The sequence below is a fragment of the Marinifilum caeruleilacunae genome (assembly GCF_013141825.1).
Taxonomy (GTDB): Bacteria; Bacteroidota; Bacteroidia; order Bacteroidales; family Marinifilaceae; genus Marinifilum; species Marinifilum caeruleilacunae.
On the sequence record NZ_RZNH01000032.1, the window covers coordinates 12,124 to 32,372 of the forward strand.

General features: G+C 38.4%; 9 protein-coding genes and 1 riboswitch. Of the genes, 7 read left to right on the forward strand and 2 right to left on the reverse strand.

Annotated features, from left to right (window positions below; all coding sequences use genetic code 11):
* Positions 1 to 209: 209 nt before the first annotated feature.
* From ELS83_RS16220 to ELS83_RS16235, 4 genes are all read left to right on the forward strand, one after another.
* A complete protein-coding gene (locus ELS83_RS16220) occupies positions 210 to 9,725 on the forward strand; it encodes a T9SS type B sorting domain-containing protein (RefSeq protein ID WP_171596598.1) in 9,516 nt (3,171 codons plus the stop codon).
* A gap of 35 nt (positions 9,726 to 9,760) precedes the next feature.
* Complete coding sequence (locus ELS83_RS16225) at positions 9,761 to 10,822, forward strand: PorP/SprF family type IX secretion system membrane protein (RefSeq protein WP_171596599.1); 1,062 nt, start codon at positions 9,761 to 9,763, stop codon at positions 10,820 to 10,822.
* A gap of 81 nt (positions 10,823 to 10,903) precedes the next feature.
* The gene (locus tag ELS83_RS16230) at positions 10,904 to 12,265 is read left to right on the forward strand and encodes a hypothetical protein (protein WP_171596600.1); all 1,362 of its coding nucleotides are present in this window, start codon (positions 10,904 to 10,906) and stop codon (positions 12,263 to 12,265) included.
* Positions 12,262 to 13,314, forward strand: a complete 1,053-nt coding sequence (locus ELS83_RS16235; protein ID WP_171596601.1) for an endonuclease/exonuclease/phosphatase family protein — start codon at positions 12,262 to 12,264, stop codon at positions 13,312 to 13,314. Before ELS83_RS16230 ends, ELS83_RS16235 begins: the two co-directional genes overlap by 4 nt.
* A 42-nt stretch (positions 13,315 to 13,356) precedes the next feature.
* Here the strand turns inward: ELS83_RS16235 and ELS83_RS16240 are convergent, their stop codons facing one another.
* Both ELS83_RS16240 and ELS83_RS22585 read right to left on the reverse strand, forming a co-directional pair.
* Positions 13,357 to 14,811 carry a monomeric [FeFe] hydrogenase gene (locus ELS83_RS16240; protein WP_171596602.1) on the reverse strand — a complete coding sequence of 485 codons (1,455 nt, stop codon included), beginning with the start codon at positions 14,809 to 14,811 and terminating at the stop codon, positions 13,357 to 13,359.
* A gap of 133 nt (positions 14,812 to 14,944) precedes the next feature.
* Positions 14,945 to 16,366 carry a tRNA nucleotidyltransferase/poly(A) polymerase-related protein gene (locus ELS83_RS22585; RefSeq protein WP_171596603.1) on the reverse strand — a complete coding sequence of 474 codons (1,422 nt, stop codon included), beginning with the start codon at positions 16,364 to 16,366 and terminating at the stop codon, positions 14,945 to 14,947.
* A gap of 210 nt (positions 16,367 to 16,576) precedes the next feature.
* On the opposite strand from ELS83_RS22585, the gene trxA (ELS83_RS16250) reads away from it, so the two are divergent.
* From trxA (ELS83_RS16250) to ELS83_RS16260, 3 genes are all read left to right on the forward strand, one after another.
* Positions 16,577 to 16,939, forward strand: a complete 363-nt coding sequence (gene trxA / locus ELS83_RS16250; protein ID WP_171596604.1) for a thioredoxin — start codon at positions 16,577 to 16,579, stop codon at positions 16,937 to 16,939.
* Positions 16,940 to 17,079: 140 nt separating this feature from the next.
* On the forward strand, positions 17,080 to 17,520 hold the full coding sequence (trxA, locus tag ELS83_RS16255) for a thioredoxin (RefSeq protein ID WP_171596605.1): 441 nt from the start codon (positions 17,080 to 17,082) through the stop codon (positions 17,518 to 17,520).
* Between the two features lie 98 nt (positions 17,521 to 17,618).
* Positions 17,619 to 17,714: riboswitch (TPP riboswitch) on the forward strand.
* A 63-nt stretch (positions 17,715 to 17,777) separates the two neighbouring features.
* The gene (locus ELS83_RS16260; RefSeq protein WP_171596606.1) at positions 17,778 to 20,237 is read left to right on the forward strand and encodes a TonB-dependent receptor; all 2,460 of its coding nucleotides are present in this window, start codon (positions 17,778 to 17,780) and stop codon (positions 20,235 to 20,237) included.
* The last annotated feature ends 12 nt before the right edge of the window (positions 20,238 to 20,249 follow it).

Consider the following 20,249-nt stretch of genomic DNA (forward strand, 5'->3'; position numbering starts at 1 on the left):
AAAACAAAAAACTATTCATAACTTAGGGGAAAAATGTGTGATTTGTAGGTGGAAATAATACATGGGTAATAATTAATATGTTGAAATTTTTCACCAAATTTGAAACTTATTTATTTTTCTCTCGTCAAAACAAAGAGTTCTTTTATAAAAAGAATAATTGTTTTTATCTAACATGCTAGTGAGTTTGACTGATTAGAAAACTGATTGTTATGAAAAGGTATGGTATACGTCTACTACTATTAATATTACTACATACTGTTTATATTACTGCCGAAGCACGTGATTTCTACTGGATTGGAGGATCGGGTAATTTCAATGATATTCAACATTGGAGTGATCAGCCAGGAGGAAAGGTGAATCCGGAAGCCTTGTTGCCCGATAAGGACGATAATGTGTATTTCGATGAATTTTCATTTCCAGATCCGGGAGCGGAGGTTGTAATTACCAACGTAGCTCGTTGTGCGAATATGCATTGGGGAAATGTAAAAAATATGCCAACCCTGAAAACGGATGCCAATCCAGCTCATTATTTGGTCATATACGGTGGTGTAACTTTTACCAACCAAATGATCATCGATCTTGATCGTCCTTTATATTTTAGAGCAAGTACACAAGGCAATACAATCGATTTTGGAGGTAATATCTTTGATGGGGATCTTATTTTTGAAAACAATGGAGGTTGGAGAATTACTGGAGATCTTGATATTCTTGATAATGACATTCAGTTTCAGCAAGGAACTTTAAGTATCGAAGCTGAAGTGAATTGTGGTAGTATTGTATCTGAAACATCAATTTCGCGCGAATTATTTTTAAACTCTGCGACGATTAATTTAAATAAAACAGGAAATTCGGTCTTGTCTTTTCAAACCGATAATCTTACAGTACATCCAGGAAATTCCACTATTAATATTTTGTCTGATAATTCCAGTGTTGAAACTACTGGGATGCAAATGGTAGATTTCTACGATCTTGTTTTCTCTGGTAACGCCGGAGAGATTGTGAATTCAAGTTTAAGAGCGAATTTTAATAAACTTACTTTTCAGAAAGATGGTAGTTTAAGTGGAGAAAATGATTTTCAGGAACTGGTTTTTACAGAAGGCAATTCATATACTTTGAATAATGGAGTTCAAAATGTTCAAGTGTTGTTTACAGCTTTAGGACAATGTTACTCATATATAAGTATAACAGGTGGTGGTGCCGGAGGTTTTATTTCTGCCAATGGTGTTGCCTTAGATTATTTAAAAGTTAGAAATATCACTGCCAACGGAGGAGCTGCTCCATTTGCCGCAAACAATTCTTACGACCTGGGTGCAAACACAGGTTGGAACTTTATTGCCCCTTCTGCCGACGATTATACATGGACGGGTGCAGGAGGAGATAATTTGTGGGGCAATCACTTAAATTGGGACAAATCATGTGTTCCTTCAAGGAACAATAATGCCACCATACCAGATGGATTTACAGTAGAAATTAATGTTCCTGCCGAGTGTAAGGAACTTACTGTTTTAGGAACTTCAGTGATTGGAGGGAATAATTCTCTTGAAGTTTACTCATCGCTGAATGCAACAGGAGCCAATTGGGCTTTCAATGGAGAAACTTACCTAAAAGGAAGTGGTTCGGTTTCTTTAAATGCTACAATGTCTGGTGCGCTAATTGTTGAGGCAACTGGAGCTTATACATTGGCTACCAATATTAGTATCGATAATGTATTGCGTCTGATTTCTGGAAATTTATCTGCCGCAACATTTGATATTGATGCTGATCGATTTGAATCTAATTCCAGTCAGGCAAGAACTTTGGATATTACCAACTCAACGATAGACATTAACGAAGGTGTAATGCGTGCATGGCATGTTGAAGGCAGTGGTTTTACCTTTAACGGCACAGGATCTCAAATTACATTGACTCAAAGTGGTGCAGAGTTTTATAATAACAATTCTGATGGAATCAATTATGGAGCTGTATTGTTTAATCCGCTTGATAACCAGGTGTTTTTAACCAATGATAATGCAACAGACTATCCAACTTTCGATGAGTTAAGGTTTAATGGTAGTGCAATCATAAAAGGAAATCATCAATACCATAAGCTGGTTTTTGCTGAAGGGAATGAATATCTTTTCCAGGCTGGAAGTACTCAGAAAATTCTTGATATCGATGGACTTACAGCAATGGGTTCATGTTCAGAAAATATCTCCTTGAAAGGGGATGGCGGAATTGCCTTTATTGATAGTGATGTAAACTCTTCAAATATCCAACGCATTCGAGTTGAAGATGTAAATGTTGTTGGCGGAATGGCAGGTGTACTGCAAGCAAAAGAATCGGTTGGTGTATCTGGCTACGATGGTTGGGTTTTTCCGAACGACCTGGTAGGTGGAGATGTAAATTGGACAGGAGCTGTGGATGGCAATTGGTTTGAAGCAGGAAACTGGGATACTGGTTGTGTTCCAACCAGAAAAGACAATGTTTTCTTTGATGAAGGTAGCATACCTACAGGAAATTTAAATGTAAACATCTCGGTAAAAGGAAAAATTGCCGAATGTAACAATATGACCTGGATTGCTTCACCAACAATGACCTTTTCTGGTGACCAGCAACTAAATGTATTTGGTAGCCTGGATATGTCAGGAATGGCAGTTGGTAATAATTCTTTTTCAGGCGAAATGAATTTTAAAGCAGAAACTGCTCAAACCATTACGATTGGTGCAGTTGAACTGATAAGTGACTTGAATTTTGTCGGAAACAAACAGGATGATGGAACATGGAAAAATGGTCCTTGGGCTTTAAATTCAGATCTTACAACTACCGGAATTATCAATCTTGAACGAGGTGATCTTTCAACAAATAATCACCAAGTTGAGGCAAACGAATTTTATTCAAATTATGGAGTAGATAATCTTCGTTCATTAAACCTGGGATCTTCCATTCTAAAAGTAGATCGATTAGAGGTGTCTGCAAACTCATTTACTTTACTGGCAGGAACATCTGAAATTCAGATGGCAACAGCTGGTGAATTTATTGTTTCAACGGGCGATGAAGTTTTAAACTTCCACAATTTAACTTTTCAAGAAACAACCGGAAATGCTTACCTGGATGTTTTTGCTGATGATGTAAGCTTCAACAATATGGTTTTCAATGGAAATACTTATTTCAGAAAACCAACACCTTCGAAAATTAGTTTTACAGCTGAAAATATTCAAATGGCAGTAGGTAAAACTTATGTTTTTGAAAGCGGACAAACTTTTATTTTAGGTGGATTAAATGCCGATGGTGCTTGTGAAGGTACCATTGATATTTCAGGCTCAGATTCTGATGCTGCGATTTTCCAGGCAAAATCAGGAGTGACTGATATAGAGGTGAATTCGGTAAATCTACTAAATGTTCATGCAGAACCAGATAATGTGTTTGTAGCGAAAGCTTCTCTTGATTTGGGTAATACCACAGGTTGGAAGTTCGAGGACGAACCTACGGGAAGAGATCTGTTCTGGGTAGGAGGAGAAGGAAACTGGGACGATCCGAACCATTGGTCTACAACTTCGGGCGGAGCCGCAGATGGTTGTGTGCCAACAGCTAAGGATAATGTTTTCTTTGATGTAAATTCATTTAACGGATTTGATCAGAATGTATATACAGGAGCTGGAGATATTCGATGCAGAACAATGGATTGGACTGGATCTGAAACAGCTCGACCAAATTTTGTAATGGGAGCAACCGATATTTCAGGTGTATATATATATGGCTCGTTTATATTGAATGCAGAATTGGATATTGATTTATCTCCTCTGGTAAATTTCTATTTTAGAGCAACCGAAGCTCAGAGTATGAACACATTTGGTTATGTGTTTCCAAATGTAGTGGAGTTCGATGGTAAATCAGGAGTTTGGACAATGTATTCTGACTTTCAGACTTCAGGAGATTTGTTTATCCGCCAAGGAAAATTGGTTGCCAATGGCAATTTAGTAGAGTGTAAAAGTATCACTTCCATCGATCAACCTGCCGGAATTCATTCAAGAGGATTAGATATCAGTAATTCTAATGTAATTGTGAATGGTAGCGAGGATGTTTCTGGAAGATCAATCTATATTAACCTTGCCGATGAGTCTTACGATCAAGGGTTTGAATTAGTTGCTGATAATAGTACAGTTCGTGTAAAAGATATTGCCGATGTAATTCTTGTAGGTACAGCAGCACATTCTATCAGCTTCAATGATTTTATTTTCGAACAGGGAGGTAAGCTGGATGGTGGTTTCTCTGGACTCGATGTATATGCTTCGCACATGTTAATACAAGGTGATGGTGTAATTAACGGGAAGAAAAATTCATTTGGAACTCTTGAATTGGCAAGAGGTTTTGAGTATAAATTGGAAAAGGGCAGAACCATTACTACCGACAATCTATTGGTAGAAGGTAGTTGTTTTGCACCGATATATTTACATTCCACTAAGGATGGTGCAGGTAATGAAACATTTATCAAAGCCAATAATAATGTAACAGGAAACTTCCTGGAATTGAAAGATATACATGCCGATGTTTCTGAAGGAGTTACTTATACCGCTACGAATTCTTTCGATTTAGGAAATGTAACTGGCTGGACAATAGATGGTGCCATTGCACCTATAGCATTATACTGGACGGGTAATGGAGCTGATGATGATTGGAACAATCATGAAAACTGGAGTAGAGCTATGGACGGTAGCGAAGAAGGTTGTGTTCCAACTCTAAACGACGATGTGTTTTTTACTTCCAATTCATTCTTTGGCAGTAAGTTGGTTGAGATTACAGCCGATGCAAAGTGTCATAGCATGACTTGGAATGATGATATTGATCCGGATGCAAATTTTTCAGTAACCGCTAAATTGCAAATTGGTGGTTCTATGGACCTTACAGAAAGTATGGCATTGGATATGCAGGGAACATTCGAGTTTGTTGGCGATGGTTTAACCGATAATAAAACTGTTGACTTTGCCAGTAAAACCATGGATGGAGATATCCGATTTATTGGAACCAGCCAGAATTGGACGTGGCAAACAGGATTTGTTACTTCCGGTAACCTGATTATTGATGAAGGATCTGTTTCAACCCAGGAGAATAACTTCACTGTAAATCAGTTTAGTTCATTATCGCTTCACGATTTTGATGCAGTTCGTTCGTTCGATATGACAAAATCTTTGGTGACAATAAGTTCCGATGCCATTACAGGTTGGAACATGAAAATGAATACTACCGGAGGTTTGACTTTCACAAGTACCGATTCCTATATTACTTTCGAGAATGGTGGTGGAATCTATTGCGAAACAGATGGTGACGTTCATTTCGGATTTGTTGATTTTGTTGACAATGGAGTAATCAATATTAAAAGTACAGCCGATACAGAACAAGGGTATTTTGGTTCGGTAAGATTTATGGAGGAAGGAAAGATTTTTGGTAACAATGAATTTACAAATCTTGAATTCACTCTGGGATATGAAAACAATACCATCGAATCGGGAAAAACCATAACGGTTCATTACGATTTAAAAATGGAAGGTGTTCGTTGTTCATACGTTTTCCTAAAATCCAGTACAGCAGGAGTTCCGGCAACAGTTCATAAACCAAGCGGAACTTTCGACAAAATTTACAATGCAGCACTAACTGATATTCAGGGTACTTCGGGTTCTGGGCAACCACATCCAGTTAAATATCATTTTGAAGAAGATAACACTACAGGTTTTGTTTTATATGTTGATCCAAGTGGAGAGGAAAATCCACCTTCATTCGAAGAGAGTTTTGATAAACCTAGAGAAGAGTGGTGTAGTAATGTTGCAGTTTTGGATCATGTTGAAGGATTTCCAATTAACAGTTCAACAACTTTCCAATGGTATTTCAGTGCTGATGACGGAGCAACAGATCCATATACAGAATTAACTGGTGAAACAAATCCGGTAATCGAAGTTGATCAAAATGGATTTTATAAAGTTGAAGTTCGATATGGAATCAACAAATTTGATGGTACCGATTGTAAAATCGAATCGAAAATTGAAGTTGCCCTTGGAGAAGTTTCAAAAGTATCTTTGGAAATTACTTCCAATAATGTAAAATGTTTCGGACAAGGAAATGGTCGAATCATTGCAAAAGTTGCCGATGTTCAATATCCGGAATATCAATTTTTCTGGGAAGATGAATCGGGAACTGAAATTACAACTGCATCTACTGACAAGACAATTTGGGAAAGTACTGCGTTCAATCTTGATCCAGGAAAATATCATGTAACTGTAGCCGATGGTAAAAATTGTACATTCGACACCATCGTAAATGTATTCGATGCTTATGAATTATTAATAGATAATATCGATACGAAAGATTTAGCTTGCTTTACTGTTCCTGAAGGAGAAATTTTAATTGATGCTTCGGGTGGAACGGGAGGATTGTCATATTATTTGGATGACAATTTACAGGCGAGTGAAAATATCACAGGATTATTTTCTGGAGATTACAAAGTTTACGTTCAGGATGAAAATGATTGTAAAACTGTAGAAGAAGATGTGACCATTAATTCAAACCCTGAAATGATTGTGGATTTGAATGGTTTGGATCTGAAATGTTATGGCGATGCCAATGGAGAATTTTCTCCAAGTGTAATTGGCGGTGTACCAGATTATTCTTACTCATGGACTGGTCCTGACGGATATACATCCAGCGATAATAATATATCGGGATTAGCTGGTGGGCTATATCAATTAACAGTTACCGACAATGCAGGATGTGTTGCAAGTAAGGAGCAAGAATTGAATGAACCAAGCGAACTTATTGCAGAAGAGTTAGTTGTAGAACCAGCCAATTGTCATGGCGATAATACAGGTGAAATATTTGTTGTAGGTGGACAGGGTACCCCTGATTACCGCTATTTCCTTGATGGTGTGGAAGAAACGACCGGAATATTCAAAGGTTTAGCCCCTGAGAATTACGTATTACGAATCGTTGATGGCCATGGGTGCATATTAGAGCAGGAAATTACAGTAACGGAGCCTAACAAAATTGGATTTATTGTTGCTGATAAAGTTTTGCCTTCTTGTGAAAATACAGAAGATGGAATTATTTATGTAACACCTTATGGTGGGAACGAAGGTTACTCTTATACGTGGACTGGTCCGAATGATTATAAGGCCTATCAAAAAAATATTGAAAATTTAGTTTCAGGAAAATATTCCTTAGAAGTCACCGATAAGAAAAACTGTTCGTATAACGATACTGTTGATCTCGATATTGGTCTTCCATTACAATTGGGAGTTGTAGTAGAACAACATGTTGAAACTCCTGGAGCAAATGAAGGAATTTTGGCTTTGGAATTATTCGAAGGAAGAATGCCTTATACTTTTACGGTAAGTGGACCAAGTGGAACTTTTAGCAGTCCTGATAATTTTGATGAAAATAATTACTTGATTGAAAATCTGGCGGCAGGTGTTTATCATGTAATTGCCACCGATGCATCAGGTTGTACAACTGTAGAGAAATCTGTAATTATCGAATCTCCGGGACTGGTGTATACTTATATCAATCAGGTACAACCTGTTGGGTGTGTAGGTTTTTCGGATGGTGAACTGGAAGCGGTAGCGGCCGGAGGATCAGGAACTTATACCTACTCGTGGACCGGGCCTTCAGGCTATACAGGAAGTGGGCAGTCGATAAGTGGTTTAGCACCAGGAACTTATTCTGTAACTGTAACAGATGGTGGTAATACTGCAAATGCAAGTTATGAACTGTTAGCTGCCGATCCGATTGTTGTAAGTGTTGCAAATTACAAAGATGTAAGTTGTAACCAGGCTGGCAATGGAGAAATTGAATTATCGGTTGATGCAGGTAAGGCAGATTATACCATAGAATGGACCAATGATTTGGGAACCGGCTTTCTGTCTTCGGCCAAGAGAATACTCAATTTGGAACCTGCATTGTATACATACACTGTTACTACGGCAACTGGTTGTTCTGTATCTGGAAATCAATTGATTGCAGAGTCGACAGATATGAATTTAACGGTTACACCAACTGATATCACAGCCGAGGGGCAACGCGATGGAACAATTTCTGCCAGCTTTGGTGGAGGTACAGCTCCTTATACGGTATTAATCTCAGGTCCAAATGGTTACTCTTACGCCGATGTGGATAATACTACAGGAAGTGTATCGGTAAGTGGATTAGAAATGGGAATCTACGAAGTGGCAGTAATTGATGCTAATTCTTGTAGAATAGAAGATGATAAAAAAGTGCACGAACCTTCTAAGTTGTTGTTGTATACAACTTTGGTAACGCATAATATTTGTCCTGGTGCCAGCGATGGTGCAATTAGCCTTGGAATAGAAGGAGCCAGCGATCCAGCAAACCTTACATTTACATGGAGTGGGGCAAATTACTTCAGGAGTAATGATCAGGATATTACTGGTTTATCATCTGGCACTTACAAAGTTACGGTGCACGATTCGGGTGGAGATCCGGGATATGAGGAACAAACATTGATTGTTATCGTAGAAGAACCAGATTTATTGGATGTTGAAGTGTTTACGAAAAATATAACATGTCCTGGAATGGATGATGGTTATATCAACATACAACCTAAGGGTGGAACACCTGCTTATACCTGTGTTTGGACAGGTACGGGAGTAATTCCGACTAATGAAGATCAGGAAAATTTATCAGCCGGAATTTATACAGTTGAAATCACCGATAGGAATGGTTGTAAATCGACACCAGTTGATATTGAGATTGTTGAGCCTGCAGAACTGTATGTGGCAGTTGCAGACAGCAAGGAACCAACTTGTTACGGATTGGAAAATGGTTGGATTCAGTTGGATATTACGGAAGGAACCGCACCATATGTTATCAATTGGGACAACTATGGTAGTGTAACTCAGCGAATTGAAGAGCTAACCAGGGGAACATATGATTACATTGTTACCGATGATAATGGATGTAGCAAGAGTGGAACATTTACCTTGAATGAACCAGATACGCTAATTGCTGAAGTTAATGATTTTGAGGATGTTCTCTGTCATGGAGACGGAACGGGTCGCGCATATGTAGATATTACAGGGGGTACGCCAGATTATACAATTTTATGGTCTGATGGACAGGATACACAGGAAGCAACCGATTTAAAATTGGGAACTTACGAAGTTTCCGTAACCGATGCGCAAGGGTGTAATGATGTTTCTATCGTTGATATTTTTGAGCCGGAACCATTAGCGCTTGAAGTGGAGGTGATTCGACCAACCACTTACGATGCGATGGATGGTGCACTGGGTGTTAGTGTGAGTGGTGGTGTAACAGATTATACATACAATTGGTCAACAGATGGCATTGCATTGGATAATTCACCAACTCTCGAAGATCTCGACAGGGGTACATATCACCTGAATTTGGTAGACGCAAATGGTTGTGAATTAGACTCAACAATTGTTGTTGAATACCTGTTCGAACGCAGAATTCGTATTCCAAAAGCGTTTACACCAAATGCTGATGGTTATAACGATTATTGGGACATCGACCGAATAGAATTTATTCAGAATCTTAAAATTGTGATTTACGACCGATGGGGGAAAGCTGTTTATAAGTTTAGCGGAACAGGTAATGAGTACAAGGGAGAACCTTGGAAAGGCTACAATGGAAACATGAAACTGCCAATTGGTTCATATTACTATGCCGTTGAAGTTGACGAAGAGAAACCGATAATGGGAACCGTTACGATATTAAGATAAGAGAACGAACTTTAAAACCTGACCAGAATATTCTAATGAAAAGAACGCTAATTTTATTAGGTATCCTCTTACTTGGGATGACTCAAGTAAAAGCACAGCAGTTGCCACTTTACAGTCAGTACGTGGAGAATGGGTTTTTATTAAATCCAGCCATGGCTGGTAGTAGAATGTATTCGCCATTGCGACTAAGTTTAAGGCAACAATGGGCTGGTGTTGATGGAGCTCCGGAAACCCAGGCATTAAGCTTTAATAAAAATCTGGGTGGCAAATGTACGACTTGTAATGTGATGGGGAACCCTTTGGCTCGCCGTAACAAACAACGAGGTGTAGGCGTGGGAGGATATTTCTTTAACGACAAATACGGGGCTGTATCGCGTACAGGAATCGAACTATCATATGCCTACCATTTGCAATTGACAAGAAAGCGATTGGGACAGTCGGGAACCAAGCTGTCATTTGGTTTGGGAGGATTGTTTTACCAGTACAAATTCGATGGGAAAGATATTCCTGTGAACGATCCGCTTTATACAGGTACCGATAGGGTTACCTATGTACCTGATGCCAATTTTGGTGTATATCTGTACAACGATGACTATTTTGTAGGATTTTCGGCTGTACATTTGTTCCAGTCATCAGTCCGAATGGGTGATAACAATTACAACGATGATATTATGATGCGCCATTTTTACGGAACTGCAGGTTACACTTTTCACGTGACCGATTTAATTGATCTTGAGCCATCTGTAATTGTTCGCCAAACAATCGATTCTGAAATGTATTACGATGCCTCAATCAAACTTTACATCAATCATTTTTGGATGGCAGCCTCTTATCGTACAAACGATCAGATTGTTGGAATGGTAGGTGTGAACTACAACCAGTACTATATTGGATATTCATACGATCATTATACCGATAATTTAATTGCTGATAGTAGTAATGGTACACATGAAATTACTCTGGGAATCAACTTCGATATTCCTAATAAAATGAAACGTGAAAGCAAAATGAGAGAAAGAAGAGCTGCCGACAGAAACTTTAGCAAGACCAAAACACAGCGTCACAAAAGGCAGAGCAAAAGTTATGTCTTCTTTTAGATATCAAAACATAAATAAAGATCCGGTAGATGACTTAACTACCGGATTTTTTTTATCTTCAAAATTCTAAACAATAATAGTATGCGCAACTTATTCTATATTCTCTGCTCAGTTCTTTTAATTCCTGGCTTTGTAGCTTGCGACAATGATGAAGGATTAAATACCGATCCTGAGTTTCGATTGAGCTTTTCAGTAGATACGCTTTCTTTTGATACACTCTTTACAGGATTTGGCTCTACCACAATGCAATTTAAGGTCTACAACAAATCGTCGAAGCGTGTAAATGTGGAAGAAGTTTTTTTGCAAGATAACAACTCACCATACCGCTTAAATGTAAACGGACTTACGGGCGAAAATTTCAGCAATATCGAGATAGGGGCAAATGATAGTTTGTTTGTCTTTGTTGAGGTTGACTTAAAGGAAAATAATGCAGATGATCCGGTTCTGTTGGAAGACATTCTTGTATTCAATGTAAATGGTAAGCTGCAAGGGCTAATTTTAAGCACCTGGGCGCAAGATGTGGTATTGGTGGAGGATAACATACTCAGTTCTCAAAACTGGACGGGAAATCGTCCCTATTTGGTAAATCAGCAAATTGCCATTAACGAAAATGTAATTCTTGGTATGGACAAAGGAACAAGAGTCTATTTTGGAAAGAACGCCGGAATGGATATCCACGGAAGTGTGCAAATTAATGGAAGTTTTGAGGAGCCGGTGTATTTGGGCAGCTCTCGACTCGAAGAGCTCTATGAAAATGTGCCGGGGCAATGGAATGGCCTTTACTTTCACGAAAGCAGTTCAGGAAATGTCATGTCTTATTTTAGGCTCGAGGATGGAATCAATGGAATCAAATTTCAGGGGAATGAAAATGGGCCAAATGAACTCGAACTGGAATATGGAGTGATTCAAAATTTTACGGAAAATGGAATTTCTGCTACCCATGTTGATCTTGTAGCTCACGATCTTTTGGTGCTAAACTGTGGCGATGAGTGTTTGCGTGTTGAAAATGGAGAATTCGACCTTTATCATTCTACCTTCTACAATTCCTGGAATTTTGATGTCAGAACTCTTCCGGTTATCCAATTGATGAATGCAACAGGAAAGTCGATTGAAATCGCTAATTGCATTGTTTGGGGATCACAGAGGGACGAATTAATGATTGACAATACAACAGGACTTCAAATCGAAAATACTCTTTTAAAATTGGGCAATTCGCTTCAGACCGATTACTCAAGTATATTCTCCAATTGTATTTTTAATGAAAATCCTGAATTTACTTCGCTCGAAGAAAGACTCTTTACCCTTAGCGATATTTCTCCTTGCATTAATAGCGGTAAGGTAGAATTCGGAGTTACATTCCCTCTCGATTTGCAAAACACGGCAAGAAATGTTGATGCTGCCCCCGATATGGGCGCTTATGAGTTCAAAGAAGCCCTGGAATGAAAGTCGGAATAATCGGCATATTTCTCATCTTTATTACCTGGCTCGCACCCGGACAAACAGTGCTGGAAGGCAGCGAGGTGAGCAAGCGAGGAGATTTGAGGCTGATGTTTTACAATCTGGAAAATTGTTTCGACTGTTTTGATGACAGCTTAAAGCTGGATAACGAATTTTTACCTACAGGAGAAAGACATTGGACTTGGGATAAATATCAGCGAAAGCTGAATCGAATTTCCAAGGTGATTATGGCTGCCGGAGGATGGGAATTTCCCGATTTAATTGGTCTGTGCGAAATCGAAAACCGCTTTGTGCTCGATGGTATATTTGCACATGGAAGGCTTAATAAAATCGGTTACAAAATGCTTCATAAGGAATCGCCAGATCGCAGGGGTATTGATGTTGCTTTGCTTTATCAGCCCGAAATATTTCAACCCTTACATACCCATTTTATTCCTTTGATTTACCCAAATGAAAAGGAATCAACTACCCGTGAAATTCTGTATGTGAAAGCAAAGCTGCACAGTAGCGATACCTTGCATGTTTTTGTGAACCACTGGCCATCGAGGTGGGGAGGACAATTGAAATCGGAACACAAGCGATTAGCAGCTGCCAGATTGCTACGCCAGAAAGTAGATTCCATTTATCAGGAATCACCCAAGGCAAAGCTCTTAATCATGGGCGATTTTAATGATTATCCCGAGAATGAATCTATAAAATCGGTACTAAATGCTACGGCTGTATCAGGTAAAATAAAGAAACAACAACTCTATAACCTGGCCGATGGATTCGTTAGGAAGGGCAGCATTGGAAGCCACAAATACCAAGGAAAATGGGGAATGCTCGATCAGTTTATTGTTTCGGGGAATTTGCTCGATAAATCAGCTGTTTTGTATTGCAAACCCGACGGAATGAGTGTATTTGCTCCTGACTATCTATTGGAGAAGGACGAAACTTATTTTGGTGTAAAGCCTTTTAGGACATTTGTTGGCTACAGGTATCACGGAGGGTTTAGTGATCATTTGCCTGTAATCCTCGATTTTTGGAGAAAGTAAAACCAAGGGCAATGCAATATCACCCTTGGTCTTATTGATATTCTAGTCTTCAAGGCTTTCAATTAAAGCCGCAAGATTCTTTTCGTATAATTTGCTTCCTGTTTTCGGATCGAAGTTTGAACTCGGACCAGCAATACAACCTCCTTCGCAGGCCATTACCTCAACAAAGTTTCCACTTGTTTTGCCAGTTTTACCAAAAGCTTTTAGCATTTTGATTTTCTTCTTATCCAAACCGTTCACAATTACAGGCTTGATATTCACGTAAGGTTTCACCTCAAGAACCGATTGAGCTACACCACCGCTGGCAGCATATCCGCGTCCGTGGTTATGAATACTGCGGTCGAGTTCTAATGGTTGTTCTTTGCTAATTTCAATTTTCCAGCCATTGAATAGTGCCGACAGCTCTTCGAATGTCATCACATAATCAACATTTGGATCTTTCATCCCTTCGCGACGTTTGGCAATACAAGGACCGATAAACACAATTTTTGCATTCGGATATTTTTCGCGTGCAATTTCTGCAGCGTAATACATCGGACTCTTGGTATGAGAAACATACTTTTGAATTTCAGGAACGTGTTTTTCTGTTGCCGAAACATAGGCCGGACAGCATGATGTAGTCATGAATGGAGCCTTGTCTTCTAAACGCTCCAAGAGTTCATCAGCTTCTCTTTCTGTGGTTACATTTGCACCTTTTGCCACTTCCATTACATCAGTAAAACCAAGTTGTTTTACCGCTCCCAATACAGTATCGGTGGTCGATTTAAACTGACCGATTACAGCCGGAGCAACAATGGCAATGGTTTCTGTTTCTTCTTCCTTAATCGATTTCATTACATCCACAATTTGTGAATTCTCCATAATCGATCCGAAAGGACAAGCCGTAATACACTTACCACAATCGATACACTTCTCTTCGTTAATTTGCTCGATGCCATATTCATCTTTCGAGATTGCACCAACTGGGCAGGCATTTTCGCATGGAACAGGCATAAATATGATAGAGTGGTACGGACAAACGTTCATACAGATACCACAGTTGATACATGTTTTTGGATCGATTTGTGCCTGTCCGTTAGCATTCCAGCTAATGGCATTTTTCGGACAGTTCATCATGCACGGATGTGCCACACAACCCTTACAAAGGTTGGTTACAATGTATGAATTCTTTACACAGGAGGTACAAGCTTCATCAACAACAGTTAAAATTTTGTTGATCGGATCTTTTCTCTCTAATGCTTCATCAGCATAGTCGGCAAGCGTTTTCAACTCATCGCGATCTTCTTCCAAATCAAATCCCAAAAGTGGAATTAATTTCTCTTTTATGATAACCCGCTCCTTGAACACACAACACCTGTCAAGATCTTGTTTTCTGCGAGGTGCCATTTCAAGAGGAATTCGGTCAAGTCCTTCTTTAAATTTTCCTTCATTAAAAAGCTCTGCCATCCTCGATAGCAGATCCCTTCTGATAATCATCGTATTATCAACGTAGGCCATTTTGGTAGTATAATTATAAATAGTTTGTTAGCGTAACTGCCGCCAAAATTAGATATTATGTAGTGTCTATGAAGTGCTGTTTAACATGAATAGGTTGTACAACAGCAAAAAAAAGCCCGGAAAGGATTCCGAGCTATTTGTTCTTTTTATTGATTACTGGAGTCAATCCCAGTTCTTTTCCTTTTTCGATCATAAATTGGTAGGCTGCCTCTCTTTCGTTTGGAATTACTCCATCGAGAATGGCATCTTTTATGGCCAGTTTAATGTCGCCAATGGTTTTACAAGGCGATAAATTAAAGGTATCGATAATTTCTTGTCCATCAATTGGTGGCTGAAAGTTTCGAACAGCATCTTTCTCTTCCACCTCTTTTAGTTTTCTGCGTACCAGTTGGAAATTATCCAGGAAGCGTTTTACTTTTTCTTCATTCTTGGAAGTAATATCTGCTTCGCAAAGTTTCATGAGCTCATCAATATCATCCCCGGCATCGAAAAGCAATCGGCGCACAGCCGAATCGGTTACCTCTTCCTGTGCCAATACAATTGGGCGCATGTGCAATAGTACCATTTTCTGAACAAACTTCATTTTCTCGTTCAATGGCAGTTTCATATTCTTGAAAATACGAGGTACCATTTTCTCTCCTACAAAGTTGTGTGCATGAAATGTCCAGCCAATTCCTTTTATAAATTTCTTGGTATTTGGTTTTGCGATATCGTGCAAAAGTGCCGACCATCGCAGCCAAAGGTTATCAGAGTGTGGAACCAGTTGATCTAAAACCTCAAGAGTATGGTAAAAATTATCTTTGTGACTGATTCCATTTCTGGTTTCGCGTCCTTTTAGTTTATGAAATTCAGGGAATATGATTTGCAATAATCCACTTTCATCTAACAGTTTAAAACCTATAGATGGCTTTTTAGACATTACAATCTTATTCAATTCCTCAATAATGCGTTCTTTCGAAATGATATGGATTCGCTCCTTATTCTCTTTAATGGCTTCGAAAGTCACATCCGAAATCTTAAAGTTCAACTGGGTGGCAAATCGAATGGCACGCATCATTCTTAACGGATCATCCGAAAAAGTAATCATAGGATCCATAGGTGTTTTAATGATTTTGTTGTTCAAATCATCAATCCCTCCGAAAGGATCTAAAAGCTCTCCAAAATTGTCTTTGTGAAGACTTAAAGCAAGTGCATTAATGGTAAAATCTCTTCGCTTCTGGTCGTCTTCCAAACTGCCATTTTCAACAATTGGTTTTCTCGAATTTCTGTTGTACGATTCTTTTCTGGCTCCTACAAACTCAATTTCAAGATCCTTAAACTTGAGCATGGCAGTTCCAAAATTTTTAAATATCGATACTTTAGGATTGCCAGCCTTGGCAGCTACTTTTTGAGCCAATTCAATGCCACTTCCAATCACAACAACATCAATATCCTTCGATTCGCGTTTTAAAAATATATCTCTAACAAAGCCTCCAATTACATAGCTTTCAAGATTTTCTGTGCTTACAATATCAGAGATAATTGAAAATATAGGATGTTTTAAATGTTCTTTCACTTCTTATTTAATCAGGTAACCTGATATCAGGTTGTTACTATATGAAGGTCGGTGCATGACAGACCGACTGTTTAATTTGCTGACAAAATTACAATTAATTAAGGGGATTATGAAAATTCAGAGAAAAATAGACTTTGGTATACTAATTGTCAAATAAAAATGTATAGATTTGTAGATATATAAAGTAGTAAATTAATTTAGGTGTTAGTTATGGTAGAACATTTAACGAAAGAAACGTTTAAAGAGAAAGTATTTGATTTCGAAAATAATAAAGATTGGAAATTTGAAGGCTCAAAACCATGTTTGGTTGATTTTTATGCCGACTGGTGTGGACCTTGTAAAATGGTAGCTCCAATTTTAGAAGAGTTGAAGGCAGAGTATGGCGATGCTCTTGATATTTATAAAATCGATACTGAGAAAGAACAGGAATTGTCTGCCATGTTTGGAATCCAAAGTATTCCTTCATTGTTGTTTATTCCGCAGGATGGTCAGCCACAAATGGCCCAGGGAGCTCTTTCAAAAGAGAATTTTAAGCAAGCTTTTGCCGAAGTTCTAAAGGTTGAGGCCAAATAATTACTATTACATTCCGAAAAAGTTAAATACTTATTAATGGTCGTTGAGCCGACACAACTTATGGAAAATCATTATTAGCTTTAAAGCGATAATGAAATCAGAAAAAAACAGAGGTGTTTACACCCGATAAGGAAAAAAACATGAAGAAGATATTAATGATATTGTTGGTAGCATTTATTGGTGCCAATAGTTTTGCTCAATCGAAATCGGAAGCAAAAATCATCCATTTGAATGACGATACTTTTAAAGAAAAGGTATTTGATTACGAGAAGGGTGGAGATTGGAAATTTGAAGGAGATAAACCGGTAATTGTTGATTTTTATGCAGACTGGTGTGGACCATGCAAACGCATTGCTCCAGTATTAAAGGAATTGCAGAAAGAATATGGCGATGCCATTCAAATTTATAAAGTGGATACAGATGATTCGCCATTGGTTTCGAGAGCCTTTGGAATTAGAAGCATTCCATCATTACTGTTTGTGCCCATGAAAGGGAAACCAACCATGGCACAGGGCGCTTTGCCAAAAGCCAAATTTGTAGAGGCAATTAATGATGTTTTAGGAGTAAAAGCTCCTAATTAATAGGATATTAGTTAGAATAGTTTTAATAGTTTAGGTTTAAGGAGTCGGCTTTTAGTCGGCTCTTTTTTGTTTTTGCTAGTTTTCAGATTATCTTTGCGGCAATCACAGTGGGGTGCCTTTCGAAACGGGCTGAGATCATACCCTTACACCTGATCCGGGTAATGCCGGCGTAGGAAAAATTGCGAGCTAACTTTTCGCCAACCTGATCTTATAAATACCTCATTGCAATATTTTATTAACGTTTTAATTTATACACAATGTTTAAGCAAATGAACTCTGTTTTGCGCAGAGCTACTCTGTTAATTGTATTGCAATTTGTATGCTTTGTTGGTTTTTCTCAATTCAGTCTGAAAGGGAAAGTAACCGATAACAGTGGAAATGCTCTTCCGGGCGCAGCAATTGCAGTAAAAGGAACCTATTTAGGTACTGTTACAAATTCGTATGGAGAATATCAATTCAAAAATTTAAAAGCTGGCGATTACCAGTTGATTATCTCTTTTTTGGGGTATAAATCCATCGAAAAATCGATTGAACTAAAAGATTCGCAAGTTTTAGATTTTGAATTATCACCTTCGGCCATATTGGCAGATGAGGTACTAGTGGCTGCAACCAGGGCAGGAAGTAAAACTCCGGTGGCAGTTACCAATGTAAAGAAAGAAGAAATTGCTTCTAAAAATATGGGAAGGGATATTCCGGTAATATTATCATCGACTCCTTCTTTTGTTAGCACAACAGATGCTGGTGCGGGTGTTGGATATACAGGTTTTAGAGTGAGAGGAACCGATGCCAACAGAATTAATGTTACTATTGATGGAATTCCATTGAACGACTCCGAATCTCATGGTGTTTTTTGGGTGAATATGCCCGATTTTGCTTCATCGGTTGAAGACATTCAGATTCAAAGAGGGGTTGGTACATCTACCAACGGTGCAGCAGCATTCGGAGCAACAATTAATCTGCAAACTTCTAAAGTTTCTGAAGAAGCTTATGCTGAGCTTGCAAGTTCGGCAGGATCATTCAAAACTTTTAAGAATACCTTGAAGTTTGGTACCGGACTTAAAAATGGTTTTGCTTTTGATGCCCGTTTGTCAAAAATTACTTCTGATGGATTTATTGATAGAGCTGAATCGGATCTGCAATCGATATTTTTATCGGGAGGTTATTATGGTGAGAAAACAAGTATTAAAGCCAACTTCTTTACAGGAAAAGAGCAAACCTACCAGGCGTGGAATGGTGTTCCAAGCGTTCGTTTAAACAATGATGAAGAGGGAATGCAACGTTATGCTGACCACTGGTTGGTGAGTCAGGATATCGTGGATCATATGAAAGCTTCTGACAGCAGAACTTACAATCAGTATACCTACGAAAACGAAACTGACAACTATTGGCAAAAGCACAGTCAATTGTTTTTAACCCACCTTTTATCAGAAAAAACAAAACTGAATATCGGTTTACATTATACACACGGAGAAGGCTACTACGAACAATACAAGCCAGAAGACAAGCTGAGTAAATACGGCTTGGATCCAATTGTAATAGGCGGAGAAACGATTGATCGAACAGATGTGATTAGAAGGAAATGGTTGAATAACGATTTTTATGGAGCGGTATTTTCTATCAGTCATTCTACCTCAACTTTAAATGTTGTTTGGGGTGGAGCCTGGAACAAGTATGATGGTGATCATTACGGAAGAATCCGCTGGATGAAAAATGCGGGTGATGCTTTTATCGATCACGAGTATTATTTCAATAACGGAACTAAAAAGGATTACAACACCTATGTAAAAACCAATTTAAGTTTATCCGATGTGTTTAGCGTTTATGCAGACCTGCAACTTAGAGGAATTGATTATAAAATTAAAGGAGTTGATGATGATTTTAGAGATTTAACGCAAGATCATGATTTCTTATTTTTTAATCCGAAAGCAGGATTGAACATCCAATTAAACAACAGTAACAGAATATACGGCTCTTTCGCTGTTGCAAACAGAGAGCCGAACAGAAGCAATTATACTGATGCTGAAGTTGGAAAAACTCCAACAAGTGAAAGGTTGTTCGATTATGAATTTGGATACAAATACACAAGTGCAAAAGCATTTTTCGAAACCAATTTGTATTACATGGATTACAAAGACCAGTTGGTTCTTACCGGTCAAATTAATGATGTGGGTAGTGCTATTATGGTGAATGTAGAAGACAGTTATCGAATGGGAATCGAAATTAGCGGGGGAATAAAAATTACCAAAGGATTGGATTGGTCAGGTAACTTAACCTTAAGTCGCAATAAAATAAAGAATTTTACTGAATATGTTGATGATTGGGATAATGGAGGACAAATTGCGACAGATCTTGGAACTACCAATTTGGCCTTTTCACCTGAACTAAGTGCAAATTCGATGTTTACCTACAAGAATTCTGGTTTTATGGCTCAATTAAGTTCACAGTTCGTAGATGACCAGTATATCGATAATTCTTCTAGCGCAAGTAGAAAATTAGATTCTTATTTTGTATCAAACTTAAACCTGTCATACGAAATTAAATGTAATTTGATTAAGAATGTGAAGCTGCATTTGCAGGTAAACAATTTGTTTGATGAAGAATATGAATCGAATGCCTGGATTTATAGCTATGTTTTAGGAGGGCAGCGATACGCAATGGATGGTTACTTCCCTCAAGCAGGAACAAATTTCCTGGCAGGTGTAACAGTACGATTTTAATTAATGATATTT